25 protein-coding genes are annotated in these 25,263 nt (G+C 68.6%); 8 read left to right on the top strand and 17 right to left on the bottom strand.

Annotation, left to right across the window (positions count from 1 at the left end; all coding sequences use genetic code 11):
• Positions 1–34: 34 nt before the first annotated feature.
• Positions 35–415, top strand: coding sequence for an ACT domain-containing protein (locus IEY21_RS06755; RefSeq protein WP_188902656.1), 381 nt, complete (start codon positions 35–37; stop codon positions 413–415).
• Here the strand turns inward: IEY21_RS06755 and IEY21_RS06750 are convergent.
• A complete protein-coding gene (locus tag IEY21_RS06750; protein ID WP_188902654.1) occupies positions 405–926 on the bottom strand; it encodes a GNAT family N-acetyltransferase in 522 nt (173 codons plus the stop codon). The two genes, IEY21_RS06755 and IEY21_RS06750, sit on opposite strands and share 11 nt — an antisense overlap.
• Positions 923–1,933 (bottom strand): NAD(P)H-dependent flavin oxidoreductase, encoded by a 1,011-nt coding sequence (locus tag IEY21_RS06745; protein WP_188902652.1) that lies wholly within the window; start codon positions 1,931–1,933, stop codon positions 923–925. The genes IEY21_RS06750 and IEY21_RS06745 overlap by 4 nt, the downstream gene beginning before the upstream one ends.
• A 26-nt stretch (positions 1,934–1,959) precedes the next feature.
• Between IEY21_RS06745 and IEY21_RS06740 the strand changes: the two genes are divergently transcribed.
• From IEY21_RS06740 to IEY21_RS06730, 3 genes are all read left to right on the top strand, one after another.
• A complete protein-coding gene (locus IEY21_RS06740) occupies positions 1,960–2,877 on the top strand; it encodes a histone deacetylase family protein (protein WP_188902650.1) in 918 nt (305 codons plus the stop codon).
• A gap of 244 nt (positions 2,878–3,121) precedes the next feature.
• The gene (locus IEY21_RS06735; RefSeq protein ID WP_188902648.1) at positions 3,122–4,711 is read left to right on the top strand and encodes a peptide chain release factor 3; all 1,590 of its coding nucleotides are present in this window, start codon (positions 3,122–3,124) and stop codon (positions 4,709–4,711) included.
• Positions 4,712–4,760: 49 nt separating this feature from the next.
• Positions 4,761–5,333, top strand: coding sequence for a C39 family peptidase (locus IEY21_RS06730; RefSeq protein ID WP_229752936.1), 573 nt, complete (start codon positions 4,761–4,763; stop codon positions 5,331–5,333).
• A 1-nt stretch (position 5,334) separates the two neighbouring features.
• Here IEY21_RS06730 and IEY21_RS06725 read toward each other — a convergent pair whose 3' ends face one another.
• The 5 genes from IEY21_RS06725 to IEY21_RS06705 all read right to left on the bottom strand — a co-directional run bounded on the left by IEY21_RS06725 (position 5,335) and on the right by IEY21_RS06705 (position 11,586).
• On the bottom strand, positions 5,335–5,844 hold the full coding sequence (locus IEY21_RS06725) for a P-loop nucleotide/nucleoside kinase family protein (RefSeq protein ID WP_188902646.1): 510 nt from the start codon (positions 5,842–5,844) through the stop codon (positions 5,335–5,337).
• A gap of 23 nt (positions 5,845–5,867) precedes the next feature.
• Positions 5,868–6,962: an aminopeptidase gene (locus IEY21_RS06720; protein WP_188902643.1), complete on the bottom strand. Its 1,095-nt coding sequence runs from the start codon at positions 6,960–6,962 to the stop codon at positions 5,868–5,870.
• Between the two features lie 53 nt (positions 6,963–7,015).
• Positions 7,016–8,221, bottom strand: coding sequence for an AI-2E family transporter (locus IEY21_RS06715; protein WP_188902641.1), 1,206 nt, complete (start codon positions 8,219–8,221; stop codon positions 7,016–7,018).
• 122 nt (positions 8,222–8,343) lie between these two features.
• Positions 8,344–10,527: a TRAP transporter permease gene (locus tag IEY21_RS06710; RefSeq protein ID WP_188902639.1), complete on the bottom strand. Its 2,184-nt coding sequence runs from the start codon at positions 10,525–10,527 to the stop codon at positions 8,344–8,346.
• Between the two features lie 78 nt (positions 10,528–10,605).
• Complete coding sequence (locus IEY21_RS06705) at positions 10,606–11,586, bottom strand: TAXI family TRAP transporter solute-binding subunit (protein ID WP_188902637.1); 981 nt, start codon at positions 11,584–11,586, stop codon at positions 10,606–10,608.
• A 228-nt stretch (positions 11,587–11,814) separates the two neighbouring features.
• On the opposite strand from IEY21_RS06705, the gene IEY21_RS06700 reads away from it, so the two are divergent.
• On the top strand, positions 11,815–12,558 hold the full coding sequence (locus tag IEY21_RS06700; protein WP_308424826.1) for an amino acid ABC transporter ATP-binding protein: 744 nt from the start codon (positions 11,815–11,817) through the stop codon (positions 12,556–12,558).
• A gap of 70 nt (positions 12,559–12,628) precedes the next feature.
• Here the strand turns inward: IEY21_RS06700 and IEY21_RS06695 are convergent, their stop codons facing one another.
• From IEY21_RS06695 to IEY21_RS06680, 4 genes are all read right to left on the bottom strand, one after another.
• Positions 12,629–13,855: an MFS transporter gene (locus tag IEY21_RS06695; protein WP_188902635.1), complete on the bottom strand. Its 1,227-nt coding sequence runs from the start codon at positions 13,853–13,855 to the stop codon at positions 12,629–12,631.
• 141 nt (positions 13,856–13,996) lie between these two features.
• A complete protein-coding gene (locus IEY21_RS06690; RefSeq protein ID WP_188902633.1) occupies positions 13,997–15,355 on the bottom strand; it encodes an FAD-dependent oxidoreductase in 1,359 nt (452 codons plus the stop codon).
• A gap of 71 nt (positions 15,356–15,426) precedes the next feature.
• Positions 15,427–16,215 carry an ABC transporter permease subunit gene (locus tag IEY21_RS06685; RefSeq protein WP_188902631.1) on the bottom strand — a complete coding sequence of 263 codons (789 nt, stop codon included), beginning with the start codon at positions 16,213–16,215 and terminating at the stop codon, positions 15,427–15,429.
• Positions 16,205–17,143, bottom strand: a complete 939-nt coding sequence (locus IEY21_RS06680) for an ABC transporter ATP-binding protein (RefSeq protein WP_188902629.1) — start codon at positions 17,141–17,143, stop codon at positions 16,205–16,207. Before IEY21_RS06680 ends, IEY21_RS06685 begins: the two co-directional genes overlap by 11 nt.
• A gap of 127 nt (positions 17,144–17,270) precedes the next feature.
• Here IEY21_RS06680 and IEY21_RS06675 point away from each other — a divergent pair, with 127 nt between their 5' ends.
• Positions 17,271–18,449, top strand: a complete 1,179-nt coding sequence (locus tag IEY21_RS06675; protein WP_188902627.1) for an aminotransferase class V-fold PLP-dependent enzyme — start codon at positions 17,271–17,273, stop codon at positions 18,447–18,449.
• A 69-nt stretch (positions 18,450–18,518) separates the two neighbouring features.
• Here IEY21_RS06675 and IEY21_RS06670 read toward each other — a convergent pair whose 3' ends face one another.
• On the bottom strand, positions 18,519–19,142 hold the full coding sequence (locus IEY21_RS06670) for a CBS and ACT domain-containing protein (RefSeq protein WP_188902625.1): 624 nt from the start codon (positions 19,140–19,142) through the stop codon (positions 18,519–18,521).
• 202 nt (positions 19,143–19,344) lie between these two features.
• Here IEY21_RS06670 and IEY21_RS06665 point away from each other — a divergent pair, with 202 nt between their 5' ends.
• Both IEY21_RS06665 and IEY21_RS06660 read left to right on the top strand, forming a co-directional pair.
• Positions 19,345–19,836: an OmpH/Skp family outer membrane protein gene (locus IEY21_RS06665; protein ID WP_188902622.1), complete on the top strand. Its 492-nt coding sequence runs from the start codon at positions 19,345–19,347 to the stop codon at positions 19,834–19,836.
• Positions 19,837–19,929: 93 nt separating this feature from the next.
• Complete coding sequence (locus tag IEY21_RS06660; protein ID WP_188902620.1) at positions 19,930–20,403, top strand: OmpH family outer membrane protein; 474 nt, start codon at positions 19,930–19,932, stop codon at positions 20,401–20,403.
• A gap of 95 nt (positions 20,404–20,498) precedes the next feature.
• Here the strand turns inward: IEY21_RS06660 and IEY21_RS06655 are convergent, their stop codons facing one another.
• The 5 genes from IEY21_RS06655 to IEY21_RS06635 all read right to left on the bottom strand — a co-directional run bounded on the left by IEY21_RS06655 (position 20,499) and on the right by IEY21_RS06635 (position 25,204).
• Positions 20,499–21,020: a pyridoxamine 5'-phosphate oxidase family protein gene (locus IEY21_RS06655; protein WP_188902618.1), complete on the bottom strand. Its 522-nt coding sequence runs from the start codon at positions 21,018–21,020 to the stop codon at positions 20,499–20,501.
• A gap of 82 nt (positions 21,021–21,102) precedes the next feature.
• A complete protein-coding gene (locus IEY21_RS06650) occupies positions 21,103–22,362 on the bottom strand; it encodes an MFS transporter (RefSeq protein WP_188902616.1) in 1,260 nt (419 codons plus the stop codon).
• Between the two features lie 58 nt (positions 22,363–22,420).
• Entirely contained in the window at positions 22,421–22,738 is a 318-nt protein-coding gene (locus tag IEY21_RS06645) for a helix-turn-helix domain-containing protein (protein WP_188902614.1), read from the bottom strand.
• A gap of 13 nt (positions 22,739–22,751) precedes the next feature.
• On the bottom strand, positions 22,752–24,977 hold the full coding sequence (gene feoB / locus IEY21_RS06640) for a ferrous iron transport protein B (RefSeq protein WP_188902612.1): 2,226 nt from the start codon (positions 24,975–24,977) through the stop codon (positions 22,752–22,754).
• Entirely contained in the window at positions 24,974–25,204 is a 231-nt protein-coding gene (locus tag IEY21_RS06635; RefSeq protein WP_188902610.1) for a FeoA family protein, read from the bottom strand. The genes feoB and IEY21_RS06635 overlap by 4 nt, the downstream gene beginning before the upstream one ends.
• Positions 25,205–25,263: the final 59 nt, after the last annotated feature.

The raw sequence follows: 25,263 nt of genomic DNA, 5'->3' as shown, positions 1-25,263 counted from the left end.
CGGAGCGCTGTGCCGTTCCCCTATCCTCGGCAGTATGTCCCTGACCCTGTCTGTTCTGCCCGACGAGTACGCTGTATGCCAGCTGTCTGCGGAGGCCGGTGTGCCGGTCTGGGCCACCTCCGGCGAGTTGTGGAGCGTGACCGGCGCGCCCGGCGAGGTATCGGTGGTGTGCGGTGCGGCGGCTGTTCCCCCGGAGGTCCGTGCCCAGCGCGGTTGGGCGGCGCTGCGGCTGCACGGGCCCTTCGAGTTCACCCTGACCGGCATCCTGGCGGCCGTGCTGAACCCGCTGCGCGACGCGGGCGTCGGCATCTTCGCCCTGTCGACCTTCGACACGGACTACGTCCTCGTGCCCCAGGAGAAGCTGGCCCGGGCAGTGGAGGCCCTGCGGGCGGCGGGACACACGGTTACGGCGTGAAGTCCACCCGGTCCAGGCGGTAGCGCACGACCGGCACGATCTGCCCCTGATACTCCTGTGCCCCCGCCCGCCCGAGTTCACGGAAGCCCAGCCGCCTCATCAGGGCGTGCGAGCGCAGGTTGGGCAGGTGAACCTCGGCGTGGACCCGGCGCAGGCCCAGCGGACCGAAGGCGTGGGTCAGCGTCTGCTGCCCCGCTGCCGTGCCCACGCCGCTGCCCCACAGCGTCCGCTCGCCGATGGCGATGCCAAACTCTGCGCCGTGGTCCGTGATGTGGGCCAGATCGGTGTAGCCGACCAGCCTTCCGCCCCGCTCTATGCCCAGCCGCAGAAAGTCCGGTTCGGTGGCGGCGATGAGGTCCTGCCAGTGCGCCCGCAGGTGTGCGGCGCTCAGGCCGGGCGGCCAGTCGACGGCCCGGCAAAACGCTTCGTCTGCGCCCCAGCGCACGGCGGACTCCTCATCGCCGGAACGCAGGGAGCGGAGCCGAACCTCACTTGCCGCAGCGTTGTTCACCACAGCGCGGCGAGGATGTTTGCCGCGGTGTCCTCGCGGCCCTGCTCCACCCCCTCCCCGGCCCACAGGCTCAGCACGTCCGCGCGGCCGGCCGCCGTTCCCGCCGCCCGCAGCGGGCGGGTCAGGGCGTTCTGGTACGGATAGGGAAGGGGCTGCTCGGCCGCCCGCGTCATGGCGTTGCGCAGTCCCCGCGCCGGGCGGCCGCTGAAGGCGCGGGTGAGGGTGGTGTCGCTCGGCCCTGCCGCCGCCAGCGCTGCCCGGTACGGCGCGGACGTCCCTGCCTCCGCCGCGCGCAGAAAGGCCGTGCCGCACTGCGCAAGGCTGGCCCCGGTGTCCAGCACGGCGCGCACCCCGGCGCGGTTCATCACGCCGCCCGCCGCGATCACCGGCACCCCCACCGCTGCCGCCACGCTGCGGGTCAGTGTGGGCGTGTCGGCCAGCTCGTCCTCCAGCCAGCCCCCACGGTGCCCGCCCGCTGCGCCGCCCTGCACCACGATGGCGTCCACGCCGTCGGTCTCCAGTGCCCGCGCTTCCATGAGGCCCGTGGCTGTGCCCACCGTCAGGATGCCCCGCGCCCGCAACGCCCGCAGATGGTCCGCACTCAGCCGTCCAAAGGTAAAGGAGAGCACGTCTGGGCGCACCTCCAGCACCGCCGCGAACTGTGCGGCGAAGTCCTCGGAGACCCGCTGCGGCAGCGTGGGCGGGGGCAGTTTCAGGGCCGCGTGAAAGGGGGCCAGTTCTGCCGCGGCCCGCGCAACGGCCTCTGCCTCCGGCCACGCACTTTCTTCGGGCACGAACACGTTCAGGGCAAAGGGCCGGTCGGTTCGTGCCCGGACCTGGGCCCCGGCCTCGCGGATCTGGGTGGGGGTCAGGTATGCCGAGCCCACGCTGCCCAGTCCGCCGGCCTCACACACGGCGGCGGCCAGTTCCGGCGTGCCGGGGCCGCCCGCCATCGGCGCGAGGACCACCGGCACGCGCAGGTTCAGGCGCTGCATCAGGGCGTTCATGCCCAGACTGTAGCCTGCCGGTGTTCATGCCTGCCTTCGCCCACCCCTACCGTGCCTGGACCGCCTATCGCCGCGCCGCCTACGCTGGCCAGCCCGCGCCCCGGCGGCAGTTCATGGGGCGCGAGGCGATGTTGCAGCTGCTGGGACAGGTGGCCGGACAGCTGCCGCTGGAGGAAGCCCCCGACCTGCCGTGGGCGCTGGCCGAACGGGTTCATGATCCGGCGTATCTGGCACGCTGGCGCAGCGGCGAGGTCACGCGCGCCGAGGAGCGGGCGCTGGGCTTTGCGTGGACGCCCGCCGTGGTGGAGCGCGGACTGGGCAGCAGCGGCGCGACCCTGGCCGCCACGCGCGACGCCCTGAGTGTGGGCCTGGGCCTGAACTTCGGCGGCGGCACCCACCACGCCTACGCCGACCACGCCGAGGGCTTCTCTTTCCTGAACGACGTGGTGATCAGCGCCCGCTGGCTGCTGGACGGTGGCCACGCCCGGCGCATCGTGATTCTGGATCTGGACGTGCATCAGGGCAACGGCACGGCGGCCCTGCTGGCCTCCGAGCCACGGGCCCTGACCGTCAGCGTGCACGGCGCGAACAACTATCCCTTTCGCAAGGAGGTGGGCGGGCTGGACATCGCCCTGCCCGACGGCACGGCGGACGCGGCCTACCTCGCGGCGCTTGACGAACGGGTGGCTCCGGTGGTCGCCGCCTTCCGGCCGGACTTCGCCTTCTACCTCGCGGGGGCCGACGTGCTCGCCGGAGATCAGCTGGGCAAGCTGGCCCTGAGCGTGACTGGCGTGCGGCGGCGCGACGAGCGGGTGTTCCGCTGGGCCGCCCGCGCCCGCATTCCGCTCGTGACCGTGATGGCCGGGGGGTACAACCGCGATCCGCAGCGGTTGATCGAGGCGCGGGTGGGAACGGTGAAGGCGGGGCTGGCGGCGTTTGGGTGACCGGCCCCCAGCCGCTTCACCCTTCGCCATGCGGGGTCACGGCGCTCCTGGCCCGGGCTTCCGGTTCTGTGCGGCCCGGCCTGGGCCCGGCTCCTTCCGGCCCCGCCCCTGCGGTATCATGGCCGGATGACACGCCTCCTCCCGCCGCCGTAAGCGTGAGTCGCAGGCGCTGTGCTGTTCTTCCCAAACTCAGGTGTTCTCAAACCCGGGCCACGCCTGGCCCCCCCCCGCAGGAGTGTTTTTCATGACCCTACCCACTGCTCAGCTGGAGCAAGAAATCGCGCGCCGCCGCACCTTCGCCATCATCTCGCACCCGGACGCGGGCAAGACGACCATCACCGAAAAGCTGCTGCTGTACGGAGGTGCGATCCTGGAAGCCGGATCGGTTACCGCCAAGGAAGGCCGCTCGCACACCAAGTCCGACTGGATGAGCATCGAGCAGCAGCGCGGCATTTCCATCTCCAGCTCGGCGCTGACCTTCGAGTATTCCGGGCGGCACATCAACCTGCTCGACACCCCCGGACACCAGGACTTCAGTGAGGACACCTACCGCACCCTGACGGCCGCCGACAGCGCCCTGATGGTGCTGGACGCGGCGCGCGGCGTGCAGGCCCAGACCGAGAAGCTGTTTGCGGTGTGCCGCAACCGCCACATCCCGATTCTGACCTTCGTGAACAAGATGGACCGTCCGGCCCTGGACCCCTTCGACCTGCTGCAGCAGCTGGAAAATGTCCTGCAGATCACGGCGGTGCCGCTGACATGGCCCATCGGGGACGGCCCGGACTTCAAGGGCGTGTACGACCTCCAGACCGGACAGGTGCTCGCCTTCGAGCGCACCTCGGGCGGCAAGCACCGTGCCCCCATGCAGACGGCGGGCCTGGACGATCCCCGGCTGATTGGGCTGGTCGGGGCCGATCTGGCGGCCAAGCTCAAGGGGGACGTGGAACTGATTGAAGCCGCCATGCCCGAGTTCGATGCGGCGGCCTTTCTGTCGGGCGAGCTGACTCCGGTGTTCTTTGGCAGCGCCATGAACAACTTCGGGGTCGAGCACTTCCTGAGCAACTTCGTGGAGCTGGCTCCACCGCCCGGACCTACCGAGACCAGCGTGGGCGAGCGTGATCCGGAAGCTCCGTTTGCGGGCTTCGTGTTCAAGCTGCAGGCGAACATGAGCAAGCACCACCGCGACCGCACCGCCTTTATGCGCGTCATGAGTGGGCACTTCACGCGCGGCATGGACGTCACGCACACCCGCACCGGGCGCAAGCTGCGGCTCTCGCAGGCGCACACCCTGTTCGCCCAGGACCGCGAGAAGGTCGAGGAAGCGTATCCCGGCGACATTGTGGGGCTGGTGAACCCTGGCGTGTTCCAGATCGGGGACGTGATCAGTCTGGACACCAAGGTGACGCTGCCCAGCTTTCCGCGCTTTACCCCCGAGACCTTCGCCACGCTGGCCCTCAAGGACGTGGGCAAGCGCAAGGCCTTCATGAAAGGACTGACCCAGCTTGCCGAGGAAGGGGTGGTGCAGGTGTTCTTCCCGACCGATGGAGCGCGCGACCCCTACCTGGGCGCGGTGGGCCCCCTGCAGTTCGAGGTCTTCCAGGCCCGGCTGCTGGAGGAATACGGCGTGGACGTGGAACTCAACATCACCGGCTACGGGCTGGTGCGCTGGCTCGCCGGAGACGCCGGATCGGTGGCCCGCTTCGCCCGCCACGTCGAGGACGACCAGGGCCGGCCCGTCATGCTGTTCCGCAGCAAGTACGACCTGGAATACACCGCCGAACAGCATCCGGAGATCGAGTTCCTGCCGCTGCCCAAGGACCTGACCCGGGTATAAGTGCACCCCTGAAAGACCCGCGTGACAGTCGGCGCGGCACAGTGGTGCGGTGCGTCTTCTTCGCTTCGCCCTGCTGTTGCTGCTGACTGCGGCCCCGGCCCGGGCTGCCACTCCGTCCGCCGCCCCGCCGCCCGGTTACGTTCTGTCGGGCATGCCGCTGGTGCGTCAGAGCTACAACGCGTGTGGTCCGGCCAGCATCACGCAGGTGCTGCGGTACTACGGCCTCAAGGCCGACATGGCCGAGGTCAGCCGCCACACCCGCCCCACCGAACGCTCGTACATGACCGCGCAGGCCATCGTGGACTTCGCGCCGCAGGTGGGGCTGGAGGCCCGGCTGTACGCGCACGGCTCGCTGGACACCGTGCGCGCCGCCATCCGCAACGGCCTGCCGCTGATCGCGTTGCAGTCGCACATCACGGCCAGTGGGCAGGTGGTTCCGCACTGGCGCGTGGTGGTGGGCTACGACGACGCCGCAAAGCAGGCGTACCTGATGGACCCGTTGCTGGGCTACGTGGCGATGGGGTACGCCGACTTCGCCCGGGTGTGGGCCGATCAGCGCGGTCAGTTTGCGGTGATGTACCCGCCCAGCTACGCCGCAACGGTGAAACGGGTGATCGGCTGACCTACCCGGACAGCAGGGCCTCGACGGTGTCCTCGACGCTCAGGGCCGAGGTGTTCAGCACCCGCCAGCCCGCCGCGAGGTAATCGGCGGGGGGCATGGTGGGGTACAGCGCGGCGATCATCGGCTCCAGGATGCGGGGGTCGAAGGTTTTGCCCGTGCGGGCCGCGTTGCGCGCCTGGGTGACCGCCAGGCTGGGATTCAGAAAGACCGGGCGGACCTCCAGTCCCTGCCAGTGAAGGGCCATCGTGTCCAGATCGGCAGGCCACAGCACGTCGTCCACCACCACGGCAAAGCCAGCCTCGGCGTACAGGCGGGCGTGGAAGGCCGCGGCGCGGCGGGCCAGCCCGAACTGCCGCACGGCCTCGGGCGGGTGGTCCAGGCTGGGGCCGACCCGTCCGGAGACAACCAGTTCGCGCAGATCGTCCACCGGCAGGTGCAGGCCGTGCGGAACATGTCCGAGCAAGGCCCGCGCCACGCTGCTCTTGCCCGCCCCCGGGCTGCCGGACAGCACCCAGATGGGGCCGGGCGACCGGCTCAGACGAACACTCCGTTTTCCTGAATCACCTCGCCGTCCACGCTGAGGCGTCCGCTGCCGCGCAGATCGGTGATCAGGTCCCAGTGAATGCCGCTGGTGTTGGTGCCGCCGGTCTCGGGGTAGCTGCGGCCCAGCGCGAGATGAACGGTCCCGCCGATCTTCTCGTCGAAGAGGATGTTGCCGGTCGGCTGCTGGATGCCGTCGTTGGTGCCGATGCCCAGTTCTCCCAGACGGCGCGCGCCGGGATCGGTGTCCAGCGCAGCACGCAGCACGTCCTCACCCTCGTCTGCGCTGGCCTCGACCACCTCGCCGGCGCGGAACACCAGCCGCGCGCCGCGTACACTCTGGCCGTTGTACAGCGCGGGCACCGTGAAGGTCACCACGCCCTCGGCGCTGTCCTCCAGCGGCCCGGTGAAGACCTCGCCCGAGGGCATGTTGCGTTTGCCGTCGCTGTTGGCCCAGGACCGGCCCTCCACCCGCAGGGTCAGGTCGGTGCCCGGCGCCTCGATCCTTACGCGGTCCCCCACGCTCAGGCGCTCGATCAGCCGGGCCTGCTTCTCGCGGACCTCACCCCAGGCGGCGACCGGATCGGCGCGGTCCAGGAACATGGCGCGTGCCACGAAGTCCGCGAACTCGGGCACGGTCATGCCGGCCTGGGCAGCGGCATAGGCGGTGGGGTAGAGGGTCAGGCTCCACTTGCGCTGCGAGCGGATGTTCGCCAGCGGCGCGCGCGAGGCGAGCAGCTGCGCGCGCCGTGCGGCGGCCACCTGTCCCGGCGTCTCGGGGGTCAGAACCCGCAGGCTGCCGTCCAGCGCCCCGAAGTCGGCGGCCTCGGCGGCGTGGAAGCTGCCCAGTACTTCATCGGAGGCCAGTTCGGCCAGATCGTCATTCTGGCCCGGGTATTCCAGGCGGGTGACCGGACGTGCGCCGCGCAGCAGCAGGGCGCGGGTGACCTCGCGCAGCAGCGGCGCCGCCTCGATGCCGCCGGTGACCAGCAGCCGCTCTCCCCGCGCGGCGTACAGGCAGTACTCGGCGAGCAGGGCCGCATGTTTGTGGGGGTCGTAGGTGGTGGTCACGGTGGGGACAGCGGTCATGGACCTGAGGATAGCGGCCTGCAGGCTGGAACGGCCCCCTGCGTAGCCCGGCCCTACCGGCGTGGCGGGTCGGTATCGGCCGGTACCGCGCCGGGCTGGCCGGTGTAGGCCGGGCTGGTCATCCAGTAGCGCTCCAGCCACCGCTTGAACAGCGTGGCGGTGGGAATGGCGATGATTGCGCCCAGCGGCCCTGCCAGCGCGAGCCCGACGAGCAGCGCGATCAGGATGGCGGCGGGGCTCAGGCGCACCACCCGGCCCATGATCAGCGGCCCGAGCACGTTGCCCTGCAGCTGGTTGATGATGAAGTACAGCCCCGCGACCAGCGCGATGATGGCCGTACCCTGCGGGATGGCCTGCAGCATGGCGACGGCGGCGGCCACCACGATTCCGGCATACGGCACCAGACTCAGCAGCCCGCTCAGTGCGCCCAGGGCCAGGGCGTTGGGCACCCCCAGGGCCAGCAGCCCCAGCGCCGAGAGAAGCGCGCCGGTCAGCATCAGCAGCAGCTGTCCGCGCAGAAAGCCCCCGAAACTGCGGCTGACGTCCTCGGCCAGCCGCAGCACCGTGGGCTGGGCCTGGCGCGGAAAGACCCGCAGCAGGCTGGCTCCCACCCGGTCGTAATCGAGCATGAAGTACGCCGCGAGCGTGATGATGAACCCCAGCTGCCCCAGCCACCCCACGAGGTTGGACAGGGTGTTCAGGACATTGGGTCCGGAATTGAGCAGCCGCTCCAGCAGCGGCCCGGCGTTCTGGGTGATGTTGCTCGTCTGCTCGTCGATGTAGGTGCTGACGCTGCCCTTGAGGCCCTCGACGCCGGGAATGCGGTCAAGTCGGTCAAGGACGTTGAACAGCGCGACCTTGAGGTTGATGGCAATCACGGGAATGCCGCTGATCAGGCCTGTGATCTGCTGGCTGAGGGTCATGACGAGCAGGGTGGTCAGGCCGAAGATCAGCAGCAGCAGCACGAGCACCCCCACCATGCGGCCCACCCGGCGGTGCTCCAGCCATTCCAGGATCGGGTTGACCAGAAAGGCCAGCGCGTAGGCGCCCAGCACCGTGAGCAGAACGCCCGCGAGCAGCCGTGTGCCCCACAGCAGCGCCCGCGCGGCGAGCAGCAGCAGCGCCGCGTACGCCACCAGCCGGACCAGGGGAATGGCCCACAGCCGCCTCAGCAGGTCGCGCACGTCCTGCGCTGCGCGCCAGTCGCGCCCGGCAGACGGCGGGCGCACCGGGGAAGGGGGCGGCGGAGGGCGGGTCACGGCCCTATCCTGACAGCTTTTGGGGCGGCGCCCCGCAGATCAGGCGGCGCGGATCAGGCGGTGCAGGCCAGGAAAAACCCCGGCCAGACGGCCGGGGGCAGGAAGGTGGCCCACGCCGGGGCTCAGGTGGTGGCCGGAACAGAGCTGGGAGGCTCGCGGCGGCTGCCCGCCTTCTGCCAGAAATAGACCAGCGCGATCAATCCCAGCGCCGCCAGGTTAACGAGCATGTGGGTGGGAATGATCAGCATGAACGAGGCCACCAGCAGCATCAGTGCCTGCACGGGATTGGTCTTGCGGTGCAGAAACCGCATCGTCGCGGCGCTGAAGGCGACCAGGCCGGTAAAGGCAAACAGGATCATGAGGACCGCCTCACCAAAGGGCAGTCCGCTGAGGCGGTCGTTGGCAATCAGCAGCAACTGTGGGTTGAAGAACATCATGTAGGCGAGCAGCGCCGTGCGCAGTTCGTACTTGAAGGCCTGCACGCCGGTCGCCACCGGATTGCCGCCGCTGATGGCCGCCGCGGCGAAGGCCGCGAGCGCCACCGGGGGCGTGCTGTCGGCCATGATGCCGAAATAGAACACGAACATGTGAACGGGCAGCATCTGCACCGGGTTGGTGTTGTCCAGCCCGGCGATGCGGGCGATGATCGGCACAATCAGGGCGCTCATCAGGATGTAGTTGGCGGTGGTGGGCAGGCCCATGCCCAGGATCAGGGCGATGAGCTGCGCCATCATCAACACGATCAGGATGGCCCCGAAGCCCGCGATGGCCTCGGCGTTCAGGCCTGGAATCAGGCCGACCACACCCGTCAGCAGGGTGCGCACGCCGTCGCTGACCAGCTGAACGATATCGGCCAACCCGAAGCCCAGCCCCGTGATGGTCACGATGCCCACGATGATTCCGGCGGCGGCGGTGGCGATGGCGATGCCGATCATGCTGCGCGCGCCGCCCTCAAAGGCCTCGATCAGCTTTGTGGCGGCGTCCCGCAGGCCCCACCCCACGCTGTGTCCGCGCCGGGTTCCAAAGTAGACTTCCTGCAGGAACATCATCACGATCATCATGAAAATGGTGTTCAGCGCGACGCGTTCGGGCGTGGCCTCGGGGTTGATGGTCAGGGTGCCGATCAGGTAGCCCAGCGGGAGCAGATAGTACCAGCCCTTGAGCAGCGTCTGGCGCACGCGCGGCAGCTCGTTTCTGGGCAGGCCCTTGAGCCCCAGCTTCAGCGCCTCCAGATGCACCACCACCAGCAGCGCGCCGTAGCACAGGAACGCGGGAATGGCCGCCGCCAGAATCAGCGTGCGGTACTCGATGTTCAGGTTCTGGGCCATGATGAAGGCCGCCGCGCCCATCACCGGAGGCATCAGCTGACCGTTGCTGGAACTCGCGACCTCGATGGCCCCGGCCTTCTCGGCGCTGTATCCCACCCGCTTCATGGTGCCGATGGTGATGTTGCCGCCCGTGACCACGTTGCTGACCGCCGAACCGCTGATGATGCCGTTCAGGGCGCTGCTCAGGACACTGGCCTTGGCCGGGCCGCCCCGGAAGCCGCCCAGCGCTCCCTGCGCGACGTTCATGAACCAGTCTCCGGCGCCCAGCTTGTCGAAGATCGCTCCGAACAGCACGAACAGGAACACGATCTGCGCCGAGACACCGATGGCGGTGCCGAAGATGCCCTCGGTGTTGGCGAACAGCTGGCCCACCACCTGCGGCCAGGTCTGCCCGGCGTGCAGCTGCAGCTGCGGCCCCAGATCCCCGCGGATCAGGCCCCGGGGGCCGGTCAGGGCGTACAGCATGAACACCGAGGCCACGATGGGCATGGCGATGCCGATGGTGCGCCACGCGGCGAGCAGCAGCAGCACCACCATGCCGCTGCCGATCCAGACGTCTGTGTTGCTCAGCACGCCGCCCTGCACCGTGGCAATGGAGGGGTACTGCACGATCAGGTAGATGGCGGTGCCGGTGGCGACTGTTCCCAGAATCCAGTCGTACCACGGCACCCGCGTCTGGGGATGCCCCGGCGTCTTGCGGAAGGGAAAGACCAGGAAGGCCAGGCTGAAGGCAAAAGCCAGGTGAAGGGCCCGCAGCGTCAGGGTGTCGATGTTGCCCACCTGCGCGGCGTACATCTGATACACGCACCACGCCACGGCGATGACCGTGACGAGCGTCTTTTGCCACGAAAACAGTTTGCGCCCTCCGGTCTCGGCGGCCTCCACGATCTCCAGGGCGCGGCGTTCGCCCTCGGTCATCTCGGTGCCCGGCGGCTCCAGGCTGGGGTCGGTGCTGATGGGTCTTGTGGGATCACTCATATCCTGCTCATCTCCTTGCTAAAAGGGAGGGCCAGCCCCGGTGGTCGGTGTGGCTGGCCCCGGCCCGAATGGGTGATCTTACTTGACGTTGACGCCCATTTCCTTGAAGAACTTGACGGCCCCGGGGTGCAGCGGCGCGGGCAGACCCTGCACAGCCTTGGCATAGGAGAAGTTGTTCGCCAGGGCGGGGTGGATGGCCTTGAGGTCCTTCTCTTCGCCGAAGGCGGCCTTCATGGCCTTGTACACCGCGTCCTCGCTCAGGGCGGTGGTGGTGACCAGGGTGGCCTGCACGGCGACGCTGGGCACGGTGGCGCCGATGCCGCGGTAGCTGTTGGCCGAGACGTTGTAGCGCACGTAGAAGGGGTACTTCTTGATCAGGCTGGCGGCCTGGTTGCCCGCGACTGGCACGAGTTTCACGTCCACCGTCTGGGCGATCTGGGCGATGGCGCTGGCCCCCACGCCCACGGTGTAGAACAGCGCGTCGGCGCGCTTGTCCTGCATCAGGGAGATGCCCTGCGACGGCGAGACGCGCAGCGCCTGACCCAGGTCGTCGAACTTCAGGCCGTAGGCGTCCATCACCTGAGCGGCGGTCTGCTCGGTGCCCGAGCCCAGGTCACCGATGACCACCTTCTTGCCCTTGAGGTCGGCAATGCTGTTGATGCCGGCGTCCTTGCGGGCGATCACATGCAGCACCTCGGGGTACAGCACGGCCATGGTGCGGATCTTGTTGTTCGCCTTGCCCTTGAAGGCGTCGAGGCCGGTGCCCTTGTAGGCGTAGTACACCACGTCGTTCTGGGCCACGGCGGCGTCGAGCTCTCCGGTGGCCAGGGCGTTCATGTTGAACACGCTGCCGCCGGTGCTACGGGCGTTGGCGCGCAGACCACTGCCGGCGTCGTTGATCATCTTGGCCATGCCGGTCGCCACCGGGAAGTACACGCCGGTGGTGCTGCCCGAGCCGATGGTCAGGAAGGTGGTGCCCTGCGCCAGGGCCGTGCCCGTGACGACGGCGGCGGCAGTTCCGAGGACAAGGGCGGTCACTTTCTGGGTTCGTTTTTTCATGTGTTCTCCTCGCACGTGCCGTTGCAGATCGGCGGCACGCCGTTGTTTGTCGGGAATAGCGGATTTTAGCATAGGCCCGGAAACGCTTCCTTTCCATGAGTTTTCACCGGCTGGAAAAATGGAAAGGGGGTACGGACCTGGCCCCCGTCTGCCGGGAGCCGGGAGCCCCGGGTCAGGCGGCCCACCTGAATTATGCCCTGTTCCCTGGCCTGCGGGTAAAGTGGGCGCATGACCGAAGCTGCGCCGATCATCCAGGCCGAGAACGTCCAGAAACATTTCGGCAGCTTTCAGGCCCTCAAGGGCGTCAACCTCAGCGTGCGGGCGGGCGAGGTGGTCGTGATCATCGGTCCCTCGGGCAGCGGCAAGAGCACCTTTATCCGCACCCTCAATGCGCTCGACCCGCACGATGGCGGCCAGATCACGGTGGACGGCATTCCGCTGAACGGCAAGGGCAACCTCGACGCCATCCGCCGCGAGGTCGGGATGGTGTTTCAGTCGTTCAACCTGTTTCCGCACCTGACTGTGCTGGAAAACATCACGCTGGCCCCCACCCGCGTGCGCAAGGTCAGCAAGGCCGAGGCCGAGCAGCGCGGGCTGGAACTGCTGCGCCGGGTGGACATCGAGGAGCAGGCGCACAAGTACCCCGCCCAGCTCTCGGGCGGTCAGCAGCAGCGCGTTGCGATTGCCCGCGCCCTGGCGATGGACCCCAAGGTGATGCTGTTCGACGAGCCGACCAGTGCGCTGGACCCTGAGATGATCAAGGAAGTGCTGGACGTGATGAAGGACCTGGCCCGCGGCGGCATGACCATGCTGGTCGTGACCCACGAGATGGGCTTTGCCCGTGAGGTCGCCGACCGCCTGCTGTTCTTCGATCAGGGCAACGTGGTGGAAGACACCACCCCCGACGAGTTCTACAACAACCCCCAGCATGAGCGGGCCAAGCAGTTCCTGGGCAAGATTCTGGGGCACTGAAGGGGAACTCTTTTACCCGCAGAACACCCGGAAGAGGTTCAGGCCCACTGTCTGAAGTGTTGACCTCCGCTCACGCGTCCCGCCGCAGCTCCCCACACTTCCACCATGCGGCGGCGCACAGGATCAGGCTGATGGCGAAAACAGGGTAATAGCCAAAGCGGTCGGCGATCAGGCCGCCCAGCACGGGCGTGAACAGCGCCGCGCCCACCAGCGTATTCAGCGTGCCGATGTAGCGGCTGCGGGCCGTGGGCGGCGCGATGTTGAGCAGGTGGTTGGTGTGGCCCAGGTTAAAGCCCTGCGCGGCCACGCTGGTCAGCATGAACACGCCCAGGTACGCCCACTTGCCCAGCCCCAGCACCCCCACCAGTGCGGCGTACAGCGGGGCCAGGCCATAAAACACCGAGGCGTAGCGAATGATTCGCCGCGAACCCTTGCGCTCGGCCACGCGCTGCCACACGATGTTCGAGAGGGGCGCGGCTCCGGTCAGCGCCATCACGAAGGCCCCCAGGATCGCCGGGGGAAAGTCCAGCACCCGCAGGGCGTATACCGCGAAGAAGGGGTCGCTCATGCTCGCCCCGGCGAGCAGCAGCCGCACACTGAGAAAGGCGCGGAAGTGGGGATCGCGCAGCGTCTCGGGAATGGCGCGGAACTCGGCGCGGTAGCCCTGCGCTTCTTGCGGAGGGTCCGGCGGCTCGGTCACGCGCCCGAAGATCCAGTAGCCGAAGGTGAAGGCCGCCGTGCCCAGCGCGAAGATCAGCGCGTAGTTGAGGGGAAACTCCAGATCTGAGCCCAGAATCCAGCGCACGATCAACCCCGCTCCGAAGGCCAGCAGCCCGCCGTACAGGTTGCGCGTACCGAAAAAGCGCGGACGGCGCTCGGGGCTGACGGTCTTGCTGATCACCTCCAGAAAGGGCAGACCCGCCACGCCCGAGGCCAGCGAATTCAGCAGCATCGCCAGAATGAACAGCGTCAGGCACAGCGCCGGCTGATTGGCCAGGAAGGCGGCGATCAGGACCATCGCCAGATAGGTCAGGGTCCGCACCAGGGCCGCCGAGCGGTATACGGGCAGCTTGTACGGCAGGCTGCGGACCCGAGCGGCCACCAGCAGTTGCGGCAGCATCCACCCGCCCCCGGCAATGGCCGGCAGCAGTCCAATCACCCAGTTGGGCGCTCCCAGTTTGGAAGCGAAGCCCGCCACCACCACGGTCACGTTCAGAAAACCGTCGCCCACGAACACGCCCCACCCGTTGAGGATGCCCAGCTGTCCGTTGCGGTCCCAGCTGCGCCATCGCCTCATCTGGAGGTGACCGGGAGGGGTGCTGCTGTGCGGAACGGTCGCGCTGCGCTGTGTGTCACCGGGGCATTATCGGCGCTGGGTCCGTGGGGGGGTTCAGGATGAGGGGACGTGGGCAGAAAATGCGCCGGAAGTGTTCCTGCGCTACTCGCTGTTCTTGTGAATCTCCCGGCTCAGGCGGTCGGCAGCCACCAGCAAAACGTCCCAGACGCCGGAGAACGGTGGCGCGTAGGACAGGTCGGTCTCGAACAGGTCCTGGACCTTGCCCCGGCCGTGCAGCAGGGCGGCCACCACGTCCACCCGTTTGACGCTCTCGTGGTTGTGGCAGACCAGTTGCGTGCCCAGCAGCCGGCCCGTTCCGCGCTCGGCGGTCAGGCGCACGTAGATGGGCTTGGCCGTGGAGTAGTACCCGGCGTGGTCCGTGCTGCGGACATCCACGCTGACGGCGTCCAGGCCCAGCGTCCCGGCCTCCTGCTGGGTCAGGCCGGTGCGGGCCACGCCCAGCCCGAAGGTCTTGAAGATGCTGCTGCCCACCACGCCTGGAAACGTGGCGTCGCCGCCCGCCATGTTCACCCCGGCGACGCGGCCCATGCGGTTGGCGGTCAGGCCCAGCGGAATGTGGACCTTGCGGCGCGTGACCCGGTGGATGGATTCGGTGTTGTCGCCCGCCGAGAAGATGCCTGCCACACTGGTTTCCTGCCGGATGTTGACGGCCACGGCGCCCGTCTTGCCGATGCGCACGCCCGCAGCGCGGGCCAGGTCCACGTTGGGGCGCACGCCCACCGCCACGATCACCATGTCGGCGTGCAGAAAGCCGCCGTCGGTCTGCACGCCGGTCACGCGCCCGTCCCTGCCCGTCAGGCCCTCTACGGTGGTGCTGCAATGCACGGTGACGCCGTTGTCCTCCAGTTCGCCGCGCACCCGGTGCTGGTATTCCGGGTCCAGCATGCGTCCGGCCACTTCCGGGGCCTTTTCCACCACCGCCACACTCAGGCCCCGGCAGCTCAGTGCCTCGGCCAGTTCCAGGCCGATGTACCCGCCTCCGACGATGATGGCCCTGCTGGCCCCCTGAAGGCTCGCCTCGATGGCCTGTCCATCGGGAATGTCGCGCAGCACATGCACGCCGCTCAGCTCGGTTCTGGCCCAGTCGGGCCGGATGGCCGAAACCCCGGTGGCGAGCAGCAACTGGTCATACGGCTCGGCCACGCTGCGCCCGGAGGCATGGTCCACCACCGTGACGGTGCGTGCCCCCGCGTCCACGCCGGTGACCTCGTGGCGCAGCCGCACGCTGATGCCGCGCCCACGCATCTGTTGCGGTGTGCGGGCAATCAGCGCCTCAAAGTCCTTGACCTCCCCGCCCAGCACATACGGCAGCCCGCAGGCTCCGTAGCTGATGTACTCACCACGTTCGAAGACGACCACCTCGGCGTGTGGGTTGTGACGCATGGCGCGGCTGGCGGCGCTCATGCCGGCGGCCACGCCGCCCACGATCACGATTCGCATGCGGCAGTCTACGGGGCGCAGGGCACGTGACCGGAAAAATCAGGGTTGTTTAAAGTTCATGCCGCCCGTTCTCACCGGCCCACGTCTCGGCCGCCGAAGGCAGGCGCGGCCAGCGCGGGCAGCGCCGCGCCCACCAGCAGGAAGACCACTGCGGGCCACACGGCGACACCGTTTTCCAGCGGCAGGTCGGTCAGAACGTACTTCCACGGATTGAGCCAGGCCAGGTCGTTCAGGACCGGGACCTGCGCCGACACGCTCTGCAGCACCATCAGGCCGATGCCCAGCCCCGCCCCCACACCGGCGGCCAGACCGCTGCGGCCCGTGGCCGCGCCCAGCGCCAGGGCCAGCGCCCCGAAGGGCCACGCCCCCAGAACATGCAGGGCCACTGTGCCGGCCAGCCGTCCGGCGGGCAGAGGAGCGCCGAACACCTGTCCGGCCCCCCAGGTGCTCAGAAACAGCACGGTTCCCAGCGCCAGCAGCAGGGTCAGCAGAACCAGCGTGCGCCCCAGCAGCAGCGCGCCCCGGGTCAGCGGCTGGGCCAGCGGGAACTCCAGCCAGCCGCGCTCCTCGTGCCCCGCAACCAGGGCCGAGCCCTGCAGGCTGGCAAACACACTGAGCAGCACGGGCATCATCATCAGCAGTTCGCCGCTCACGTAGCCGGTGGGGGTGCCCAGGTTGTCGCCGGTCAGCGCCCGCAAGGATTCGGGCAGGCTCCGCAACAGATCGTCAATGGCGGCATTGTCCTTGAGCAGCGGAAAGAACGCCATCACCATCCCCACGTACAGGGTGAGGCCCACCGCCCACCACATCAGGCTGCGCCCTGAGTCGCGCAGGGCCTGACGAAACGCTTCAACCCACATGGTCGGGGTCCCTGGACTGTGCCGCTCCGGAGGGCGAAAGGCCAACTTCATCCACGCGGTATTCCCCCAGAAAGGCGTCTTCCAGAGAGGACGGCGTGAGGCTGAAGCTGCTTATGGATTCGCCGGCCAGGGCCCGCAACAGGTCGTCGGGGGGGCCACGCCACGCGCCGCTGAAGTCCAGGTCGCGGGCCACCGCAGCGCTCATGCCGCCCAGCGCGGCCAGGTTCGTGCGCGGAGGCGTGGCAAAGCGCACCCGCAGCTGTTGCGGCAGGCTGGCCTTGAGGTCCTGTACCCCCTCCACCCGGATCAGCTCGCCGCGCCGGATCAGGCCCACCCGCCCCGCAACAGCTTCCACCTCACTCAGAACGTGGCTGGACAGAAACACCGTGCGGTTCTCCGCGCGGGCTTCACGCAGCAGGTCCAGCGCCGTTTCCTGTGCCAGCGGGTCCAGTCCATCGGTGGGCTCATCGAGAATCAGCAGGTTGCAGCGGTGCATCAGCGCCAGGGTCAGGCCCACCTTCTGGCGGTTGCCCTTGCTCAGGGTGCCCAGCCGGGCATCGAGATTCAGCCCCAGCCGCCGGGCCACCTCCACGCCGTAGTGGGTGTCTGTGCCCCTTCGCAGGCGCACGCTGCGGTTCATCAGCTCGCGGGCGCTGTGGCCACGGGGCAGGTGCAGCTCGCCGGACAGATAGCCCACCTGCCGGTGAACGGCCACACGCTGCGCCCATACGTCGTGTCCCAGGATGCGTCCGCTGCCGCCCGAGGCCCGCAGAAAGCCCAGCAGCGTGCGGATGGCGGTGGTCTTGCCCGCTCCGTTGGGGCCGATGAACCCAAAAATCTCGCCCACCGGCACCGTGAGGTTCAGCGGCAACAGACCCACGCCGGGGGCATACAGTTTGCTCAGGCGGTCGGTTTCTATGGCGTGCACTGGCCTCACCTCGTTTGTGGGTCAGTACGCGCCGCCCCGCCCCTTCGTTCCCTGCGGGCGTGTCCCGGCTCGGGGTGGGTCAGACCTCTCGCTTCTATATGCCGCCTGCAGGACTACCCTGGAAGGCATGACCCAGACGGCCCCCGATCTCCAGACTGCCGCCCATGACGCCCACGTGTCCCTCAACCGCGAGCGCCTGATTGCGCCGGGACCGGTGGAGGTCGACCCGCGCGTGCTGCTGGAGCTGGCCCAGCCGCAGATGCACCACCGCGCCCAGGCCGGCATCGAGAAACTGATGGAGGCGCGCCAGAAGCTGACCCGGCTGCTGGGCGATCCCTACGACGCCGTGATCACCACCAGCAGCGGCACGGGAGCCTTCGAGGGCGCCCTAGTGAGCACCACGCCCGCCGGGGCCCGGGTGGTCAATGCCCAGGCTGGGAAGTTCAGCGAACGCTGGGGCGAGATGGCCCAGCGCTTCGGCTACGACACCCGCATCGTGGCGCGGCCGTGGGGCGACGTGCTGGACCCGCAGGAGGTGGCCGAGGCCTCACGCGGCGTCCACACCCTGCTGATCACCCACAGCGAGACGAGCACCGGGGCGCTGCACGATCTCGCCGCCATCGCGGGCGCGGCGCGGGCCCAGAATCCTGACCTGATCATCATTGCCGATGGCGTGACCAGCTACGGCGTGGCCGAGCTGCGGCCCGCCGCGTGGGGGGTGGATGTGATCGTCTCGGGCAGCCAGAAGGGCACGGCCACCCCGCCGGGACTGGGTTTCGCGCTGTTCAGCCCGCAGGTGCAGGAACGCATGGTGCAGGACACCGCCCATGGTTTTTACCTGGACCTGACCCGTGAACTCAAGGGTCAGAAGGCCGGCAACACGCCGCAGACCCCCAACATCAACCTGATGTACGCGCTGTCTGCTGCGCTCGACCGCCCGCTGAGCGTGCCGCTGGAGGTGCTGTGGACCGAGCAGCGCCGCAAGACCGACGCGCTGATCGCCGCCGGCACCGCCCTGGGTTGCCCGCCATGGGCTGAGCGCACCAGCCCCGCCGTGGCCGTGCTCCGGGCCCCCGAGGGCCTGACCGGCCGACAGATTGCCGCCCGGCTGGCCGAACTGGGGCAGCGTGCCCTGCCGGGTCAGGCCCCCCATGAGGACACCGTGTTCCGCATCAGCACCATGGGGTACGCCGACCGCTACGACGCCCTGGGCATCGCGGGCATTCTGGAAGACGCCTTCGCGGGCCTGGGCCGCCGCTTTGAACGTGGTGTGGCGGTGCAGGCGGCGTGGGCCGCGCTGGGGTAAAGCACAGGGTGTTGTAGGCCAAGACCCCCGCCGGGAAGGTGTTCGCCCGGCGGGGGTCTGTGGCACAGCTCAGTCCAGCACGGTGATGCCCGAGTCGCGCACGCGCTGCTTGACGCTCTCGGTCTGCTCGCCGTTCACGCGCAGCACGAAGCGGCGGCGGTCGCCCCGTCCGTCGTAGGTGGCGACGCTGATGATGTTGCTGGGCATGACCGCCTTGGTGGCCCGTTCCAGGCTGCCGGGCGTGTCGGGCATCTCCACCGTGATGCGCTGACCGCCCTCCCGCATGCCCAGAATGTCGGTGAAGGCGCGCAGCACGTCCATGGTCGTGATGATGCCGCTGAGCTTGCCGCTGTCATTCAGAACCGGCAGACCTCCCACGTGGTGTTCCTGCATGCGCAGCGCGGCGTCTTCCATGTACTCGCCCTCGGCCGCCGTGATCACGGGGCGGGCCATCATCTCGGCCACCGTGAGCTTGCTCAGCAGGTAGTTCAGCTCCCACACGCTCAGGGTGGTCGCTTTGCTGGGCATGGCGTCTTTGAGGTCCTTGCGGGTGGTGATGCCCACCAGTTTGCCGCCGTCCATCACCGGCAGGCGGCGGAAGTTGCCCTCCTTGAGGATCTTCAGGGCGTCCATGACGGGCGTGTCGGGGGTGACGGTCACGGGGTCGGCGGTCATCCAGTCGCGTACGAGCATGCTTTGAAGTGTAGTGGATTCCAGGCGGGAGTCGGGGAGGGCAGAAACGTCGCTGCAAGCAGCCGGAGTGGTCCGAACGGGCGGCCGAAGTGGACCGAGGAGCGCAGAGAAAAGCCCCGTCTGACCGGCCCCTGACCGGGGATGTGAGGGGGCTGTGGAGCGGTTCATTCCGCTCAGAAAACAGCGTGCTAGCTTTCATTTTATGAAGATGACCGCCAAAGCCCTGGCTCCCCTTGCTCTCGTCGCCACGTTCGGCCTGGGCACCCTTGCCCCGCACGCACAGACTGCTCCGCAGAAGGTCGGTTTTGTGGACGTTTCCAAACTCCTGGCCGCCCACCCCAACGACAAGGACATCAAGGACATCCAGTCCAAGGCCGATGCCGAACTGGGCGCCCTCGACAAGCAGATCAAGGCCATTGATGCCAAGGGTGCGGGCGCCTCGGCAGCCGAGAAGCAGCAGCGCGAGACGCTGATCAAGACCATTCAGAGCAAGGCCGACGGCTACGACAAGCAGATCAATCCCAAGATCGCGGTTGTGGAGAAGGCCGTCGATACGGCCGTGTCTTCGGTGGCCAAGGCCAACGGTTACGCCGTCGTGATGGACCGGGACGTGGCGGCCAAGAGCGGTCTGGTGATCTACGCCGACCCCACCGCCGAGCTGACCGACGCGGCCCTCAAGGCCCTGAAACCCTGATCTCCGCGTAGCGACGAAGTCCTCACCGCCCAGCGAACGCCCCGCGCCGCACAGCCGCGGGGCTGATCGTGTGCCCCCTCCGGAGGTTTTTTCGTGAACAGATTTCTGATGCTCCTGCCGCTGGCGCTGCTCGCCACCGTTCCGCATGCCCAGAGTGGCAAGAACCGCGTGGGGTTCGTTGACGTGCAGGCCGCCGTCAAGGCGCTGCCCGACAGCAAGGCGTATCTGGACCTCAGCGCCCGCGTGGAGACGGACCTCAAGGCCAAGCAGCAGGGCCTCCAGACGCTGGCTGCCAAGGCGGCCGCCACCGGCAGCGCCGCAGACCGGCAGGCGCTCGTGAAGGCCCAGCAGGCCTACGCCAGCGCGCAGAGCGCCTACCGCGACCGCGTCGCCACGGCTTTCCAGCCGGTGGCGTCCAAGCTGAACGTGGCGGTCGCCAAGGTGGCCAAGGCCAACGGCTACAGCGTGGTTCTCGACCGTCAGGTGGCGGCCCAGAACAACCTCGTGCTGTATGCCAACGACAGTGCCACCAACCTGACCAGCGCCGTGATCAAGGCCCTCAAGTAGTCCCGGGCGTCCACGCCACAGCTCCACAGGAAACCGCCCGGCGAATCTGACCGGGCGGTTTCTTTGGGTGGTGTTTGGACGGGTGGTGTTCGGGTCTACAGGTCGACCGTCTCGTTGGTGCCCATGTCGCCGCGCCGGCCGGTGACCGCTCCCTTGGCCAGCTCGTACAGCGCCTTGATCTTGCCGGGACCCGCCCACAATTCCGCACCGTGGGCGTTGATCTTGATCAGCTGAATGTTGGGATCGTCCTTGCCCCCATCGAAGTAGGTCTTGTAAAAGTCGCTCCACAGCTCGTCGAGCTTGGCGCGGTCCTCGACGAGCTCGGCTGTGCCGGTGATGCTCACGTATTCGCTGGCGTCGGGGTTGGAATAGCTGACGTTGACCTGCGGGCGCCGGCGCATGTCGTGCACGCCCTCGGTGTCCTTGCCGCCGATAAACCACAGGTCACCGTCGAACTCGGTCTGCTGGGTGGTCATGGGTCGGGCGTGCATCCGGCCCGTGTCGGCGGTGGTGGTGAGCATGGCGAACTTGGTGTCCTTGATGATCGCGGCGATCTTCCTGACCGCGTCTTCGTGGCTCAGGTCCTGGCCCGCGTTGTGGTTCGTGTCGTTGGTCATGTTCTGGAGGCTGCCACACCGCGCCGGGCGGGTCTGGGAGGCACGGCACCGTCTGAAGTCGCGGTCAAGGTTTCCGGCACGCTCAATGAGCGAGCTGCGTGCGCTGCGCCCGGTCCGGCACCCTGCGCACGAGCAGCACCCCCAGCATGAAGAACACGGCGGCAATGCCGAAGACCAGGGTGTAGCCCAGGTTGCCGCCCCGCGCGTTGCCCCAGTCCAGCAGGGCGCCCTGCGGAGCGCTGCTCATCTGCGGAGCGACGAAGGCCACATGCCAGATGCCCATGTCGCGGGCGTAGCTGCTCGCACTGGGCATGGCGTCGCTGCCCAGCGCCCAGTCCACGCTGGTAAAGGCCCCGAAGCCCAGGCCGAACAACACGGCGAGCGCCAGGGCCGCTTCGTACCCCGGCGCGACAAGCAGCAGCAGGGCAGCGACCGCCATGGTGGAGCCCGCCACATAGATCACCGGCTTGCGTCCCACCCGGTCGCTGATGCGTCCCCCCACAAGGGCCGAGAGAATGCTGCCCACGATGATGCACGCGAGCATGATGGAGGTGCTTGTGCCGGCATCGCGCTGGCCCAGCACGTCGCGGTTGTAGTACTGCAAGAAGGGCTGCACGCTGTACTGCCCCAGCGCGAACAGCACCCGCGTGACGAACACCCACAGGAACGCCTGATGCGCGAACAGTTCCGTGACGCTCAGGGTGCGGCCCCCGGCGCGGATGGGCGCGGTGCCGGTCGCCTCGGGAATGCCGCGCATGGTCACCAGTGCGGGCAGCAGCAAGACCACGGCGATCAGCACGAACGATACGACCACCGGCAGCTTCAGCAGGCCCACCACAAAGGCGGCGACCGCGCCCAGCAGCTGTCCGGCGGCCTGCAGCATCGCCATCACACCGCTGTAGCGTCCACGCTGCTCGGGGGGAACGAGCTGCGGAATCAGGGCCGAATACGGCGCGGTGGCGTAATTGTTGCCAAATTGCACCAGCAGGAAACCCAGCACGTACACCCAGAACCCGGTCATGCCGCTCAGGGTCATGGCCGCAAAGCCCATGACCGCCAGCCCGACCAGGTTCACGCCCACGCCCAGGCGCAGGTACGGCAGCCGCCGCCCGGTGCGGTCACTCTGCGCGCCCACCAGCGGCGGCAGCACCAGCGCCATGACCGCGCCGATGGCGACGAGTGCGCCCAGGTACGTGCCCTTGCTCGCGGAACCCACGAAGGTCTCCACGTTGGCGGGCATCAGGATCAGCAGCAGAACCAGCCAGTGAAAGGCCGTGCCGAACCAGAAGGCAGACAGCACCCACGGACTGACCGGTGGGCGACCTGGGGCGGTGGAGGTCATGGCGCGGAGTATAGGTGGCGTGGTGGGCACACGGGACGAACTCCGGCCGGGGTCAGCCTCAGCCCGCAGTGCGCTGCAGGTACGCCTCTCCGCGCGGGGTCAGCCGCAGCAGGCCCAGCGGTGTGGCCTCGGCGGGGACGGTGTGATCATCATCTGCGCCGCTGTCGGCGTTGCGGCACATGCTCTTGAGGGCACAGGGCCCGCACGCGCAGCCGCCTATCTCGGGCACGGCCTCCTGCACGTAGCCGCTGGACTGCAGGGTTCTGAGCATGCCGCTCAGGGCCGCCTCGCTGCTGCCCAGGTCGCGGGCGAGCTCGGCGGGCGTGCGCGGCGCTCCGGCCACGGCACGCAGAATCACGGCCAGCGGAGCGCTCACCACCCACCCCCCATCACAGCAGCCTCACGGCGATCTGGTACACGAGGAAGGCCACGATCCAGGCGGTTGCCAGCTGCCACGCCACCGTGGTCCACGCCAGTCGCCGTCCGTGTTCCTGGGCCATGGCCCCCACCGTGGCGATACACGGCGTGTACAGCAACACAAACACCAGATACGACAGTGCCGAGGCGGGGGAAAAGGCCCGGGCGAGCGCCGCCGCCAGAGGCGTCTGGGTATCTGCGGAGGTGTCTGCCCCCAGGCTGGGCAGCGCCAGCACGGTGGGAATGGCCGAAACGCTGGCCTTGATGGTGTCCCAGGTGGCGCTCAGGGTCTGCTGCACGCCGTCCAGCACGCCCAGCGGCTCGGGGTTGGCGGCAATCTCACCCAGGTAGATCTGGCCCAGGGTGCCCACCACGACCTCCTTGGCGATAAAACCGGGCACCAGCGCGCCGGTTGCCTGCCAGTCCCCGAAGCCCAGCGGCGCGAAGATGGGAGAGACGGCCTGGCTGACCGTGCCGAACAGGCTGTCCTGCGGCGGCACGCTGGCAAATTTCTCGCCCGAGACGGCGGGCAGCGCGAGCAGCAGCCACACCACGGCCACGGTGCCCATCACGGTGGTGCGGGCACGGCGCGCAAAGCTGGCGGTCCGCCGCCACGCGTGCTTCCACAGCACCTTCCACGCGGGAAAACGGTACGGGGGCAGTTCCAGCAGCACGCCGCCGCCCTCGGCGGGCAGGGTGGTGCGGCGCAGCACCAGGGCAAAGCCGAAGGCCACCACCATGCCCAGCACGTACATGGCCCACACCAGCCAGCTGCCCGAGCGCGGAAACAGCGCGGCGGCGAACACCACGTACACCGGCAGCCGCGCCGAACAGCTCATGAACGGCAGGATCATGCTGACCAGCACGCGGTCGCTGCGCCGTTCCAGCGCTCGGGTGGCGTAGATGGCCGGCACGTTGCACCCGAAGCCCAGGATCAGCGGAATGAACGAGCGTCCGTCCAGGCCGATGTTGCGCATGGCCCGGTCCATCAGGAAGGCGGCGCGGGCCATGTAGCCGCTGTCTTCCAGAAAGCTCATGGCGAGGTACAGCACAAGCAGGGTAGGCAGGAAGCTCAGGACCGTGCCGACCCCCGGAATGATCGCCCCGACCACCAGATCGCGGCCCAGCGGGAACCAGCTCAGTGCCGCCGCGGCCCAGCCGCCGATGACTTCCTGCAGCGGTCCGCCGATCAGGTCCACAAAGGGCGAGGCCACGCTGAAGGTCAGGCGGAAGACCAGCAGCACCAGCGCCAGGAAAATGGGAATGCCCAGCAGCGGGTGCAGGGCGAGCCGGTCCAGCCGTTCGCTGAGGGTCCGCCGCGCCTGTGCCTGGGGCACAGCCAGCCGCGCGAGGTCGCCCGCACGCGCGTAGCGGGCCTCGGCAATCTCGATCAGTGGGTCAATGCCCTCTGTTTCCAGCGCCGCGAGGTGTGCGTCCGCCGCGTCCAGCAGCGCCGTGTGGCCGGTGGCGGCCAGCCGCCCGCGCACGCTGGGGTCTCCTTCCAGCAGCGCCAGCGCGAGGTAGCGGTGGGCGTGTGGCGGCAGGGTGGGCAGCGCCGCCATGCGGTTGGTCAGGTCGCTGGCGGCGGCCTCGATCGGGACGGGGTAGCGCACCGCTACTCCCAGAGTGGCTCCCTGGAGAACATCACCCATCAGCGCGCCCGTGCCCTGGCTGCGGCTGGCCACCGTTTGTGTGACCGGTACGCCCAGCGCGCGGGACAGCGCGGCGGCGTCCACGGTCATGCCCTTGTTCTTCGCCTCGTCCACCAGATTGAGGGCCACCGCCACCGGCAGCCGGAAGTCAAGCAGCTGCAGGGTCAGGTACAGGTTGCGCTCCAGGTTCCCGGCGTCCAGCACATTCAGCACGGCGTCGGGGGCCTCGTCGAGCAGGGCGGTGCGGGCAACCAGTTCCTCGGGGGTGTGCGGGCTGAGCGAATACGCGCCGGGCAGGTCGAGCAGGTGTACCGGCCGTCCGGCGTGTTCCAGCCGCGCCTCGCGCTTCTCGATGGTTACGCCGGACCAGTTGCCCACCTTCAGCCGCGTTCCGGCGAGCACGTTGATCAGGGTGGTCTTGCCCACGTTGGGATTGCCCACCACCACCACCCGGGGCTCGCTGGCCCCCTTGAGGCGGTCCAGGGTGTCCTGGCACGCGGCCTCGTCGGGAATATGGACATCAGCGGGGGGAAATACGGCAGTCACTGGCGCACTCGGATGCCGCGCAGGTCGCCCGCGCGCAGCGCCAGATCGGTGCCGTTCACCCGGATTTCCAGGGGATCGCCCAGCGGGGCGCGGCGCACCACCGTCACCCGCGCTCCGCGCACAAAGCCCAGTTCCAGCAGGCGGCGGCGCAGCGGATGGGCCGGGTCCAGCCCCACCACATGGGCACTCTCACCCGGGCGCAGGCGATCCAGGGTGCCGCTGTTCACGCGCTCTCCAATATGATACTTCCCATACCCGATCAGTTTAGTCGGGTTTAGAAAAAAGG

The organism is Deinococcus aerophilus (assembly GCF_014647075.1).
Classification (GTDB): Bacteria; Deinococcota; Deinococci; order Deinococcales; family Deinococcaceae; genus Deinococcus; species Deinococcus aerophilus.
Note: the sequence above shows the minus strand (reverse complement) of the source record. Positions and strands in the feature narration are given on the sequence as shown.

Bases quoted from the DNA above. Each gene is read 5' to 3' on its own strand.
- IEY21_RS06755 (WP_188902656.1), top strand. From the start codon at position 35: ATGTCCCTGACCCTGTCTGTTCTGCCCGACGAGTACGCTGTATGCCAG.
- IEY21_RS06745 (WP_188902652.1), bottom strand. From the start codon at position 1,933: ATGAACGCCCTGATGCAGCGCCTGAACCTGCGCGTGCCGGTGGTCCTC.
- IEY21_RS06740 (WP_188902650.1), top strand. From the start codon at position 1,960: ATGCCTGCCTTCGCCCACCCCTACCGTGCCTGGACCGCCTATCGCCGC.
- IEY21_RS06735 (WP_188902648.1), top strand. From the start codon at position 3,122: ATGACCCTACCCACTGCTCAGCTGGAGCAAGAAATCGCGCGCCGCCGC.
- IEY21_RS06720 (WP_188902643.1), bottom strand. From the start codon at position 6,962: ATGACCGCTGTCCCCACCGTGACCACCACCTACGACCCCCACAAACAT.
- IEY21_RS06710 (WP_188902639.1), bottom strand. From the start codon at position 10,527: ATGAGTGATCCCACAAGACCCATCAGCACCGACCCCAGCCTGGAGCCG.
- IEY21_RS06705 (WP_188902637.1), bottom strand. From the start codon at position 11,586: ATGAAAAAACGAACCCAGAAAGTGACCGCCCTTGTCCTCGGAACTGCC.
- IEY21_RS06700 (WP_308424826.1), top strand. From the start codon at position 11,815: ATGACCGAAGCTGCGCCGATCATCCAGGCCGAGAACGTCCAGAAACAT.
- IEY21_RS06695 (WP_188902635.1), bottom strand. From the start codon at position 13,855: ATGAGGCGATGGCGCAGCTGGGACCGCAACGGACAGCTGGGCATCCTC.
- IEY21_RS06690 (WP_188902633.1), bottom strand. From the start codon at position 15,355: ATGCGAATCGTGATCGTGGGCGGCGTGGCCGCCGGCATGAGCGCCGCC.
- IEY21_RS06685 (WP_188902631.1), bottom strand. From the start codon at position 16,215: ATGTGGGTTGAAGCGTTTCGTCAGGCCCTGCGCGACTCAGGGCGCAGC.
- IEY21_RS06675 (WP_188902627.1), top strand. From the start codon at position 17,271: ATGACCCAGACGGCCCCCGATCTCCAGACTGCCGCCCATGACGCCCAC.
- IEY21_RS06670 (WP_188902625.1), bottom strand. From the start codon at position 19,142: ATGCTCGTACGCGACTGGATGACCGCCGACCCCGTGACCGTCACCCCC.
- IEY21_RS06665 (WP_188902622.1), top strand. From the start codon at position 19,345: ATGAAGATGACCGCCAAAGCCCTGGCTCCCCTTGCTCTCGTCGCCACG.
- IEY21_RS06655 (WP_188902618.1), bottom strand. From the start codon at position 21,020: ATGACCAACGACACGAACCACAACGCGGGCCAGGACCTGAGCCACGAA.
- IEY21_RS06650 (WP_188902616.1), bottom strand. From the start codon at position 22,362: ATGACCTCCACCGCCCCAGGTCGCCCACCGGTCAGTCCGTGGGTGCTG.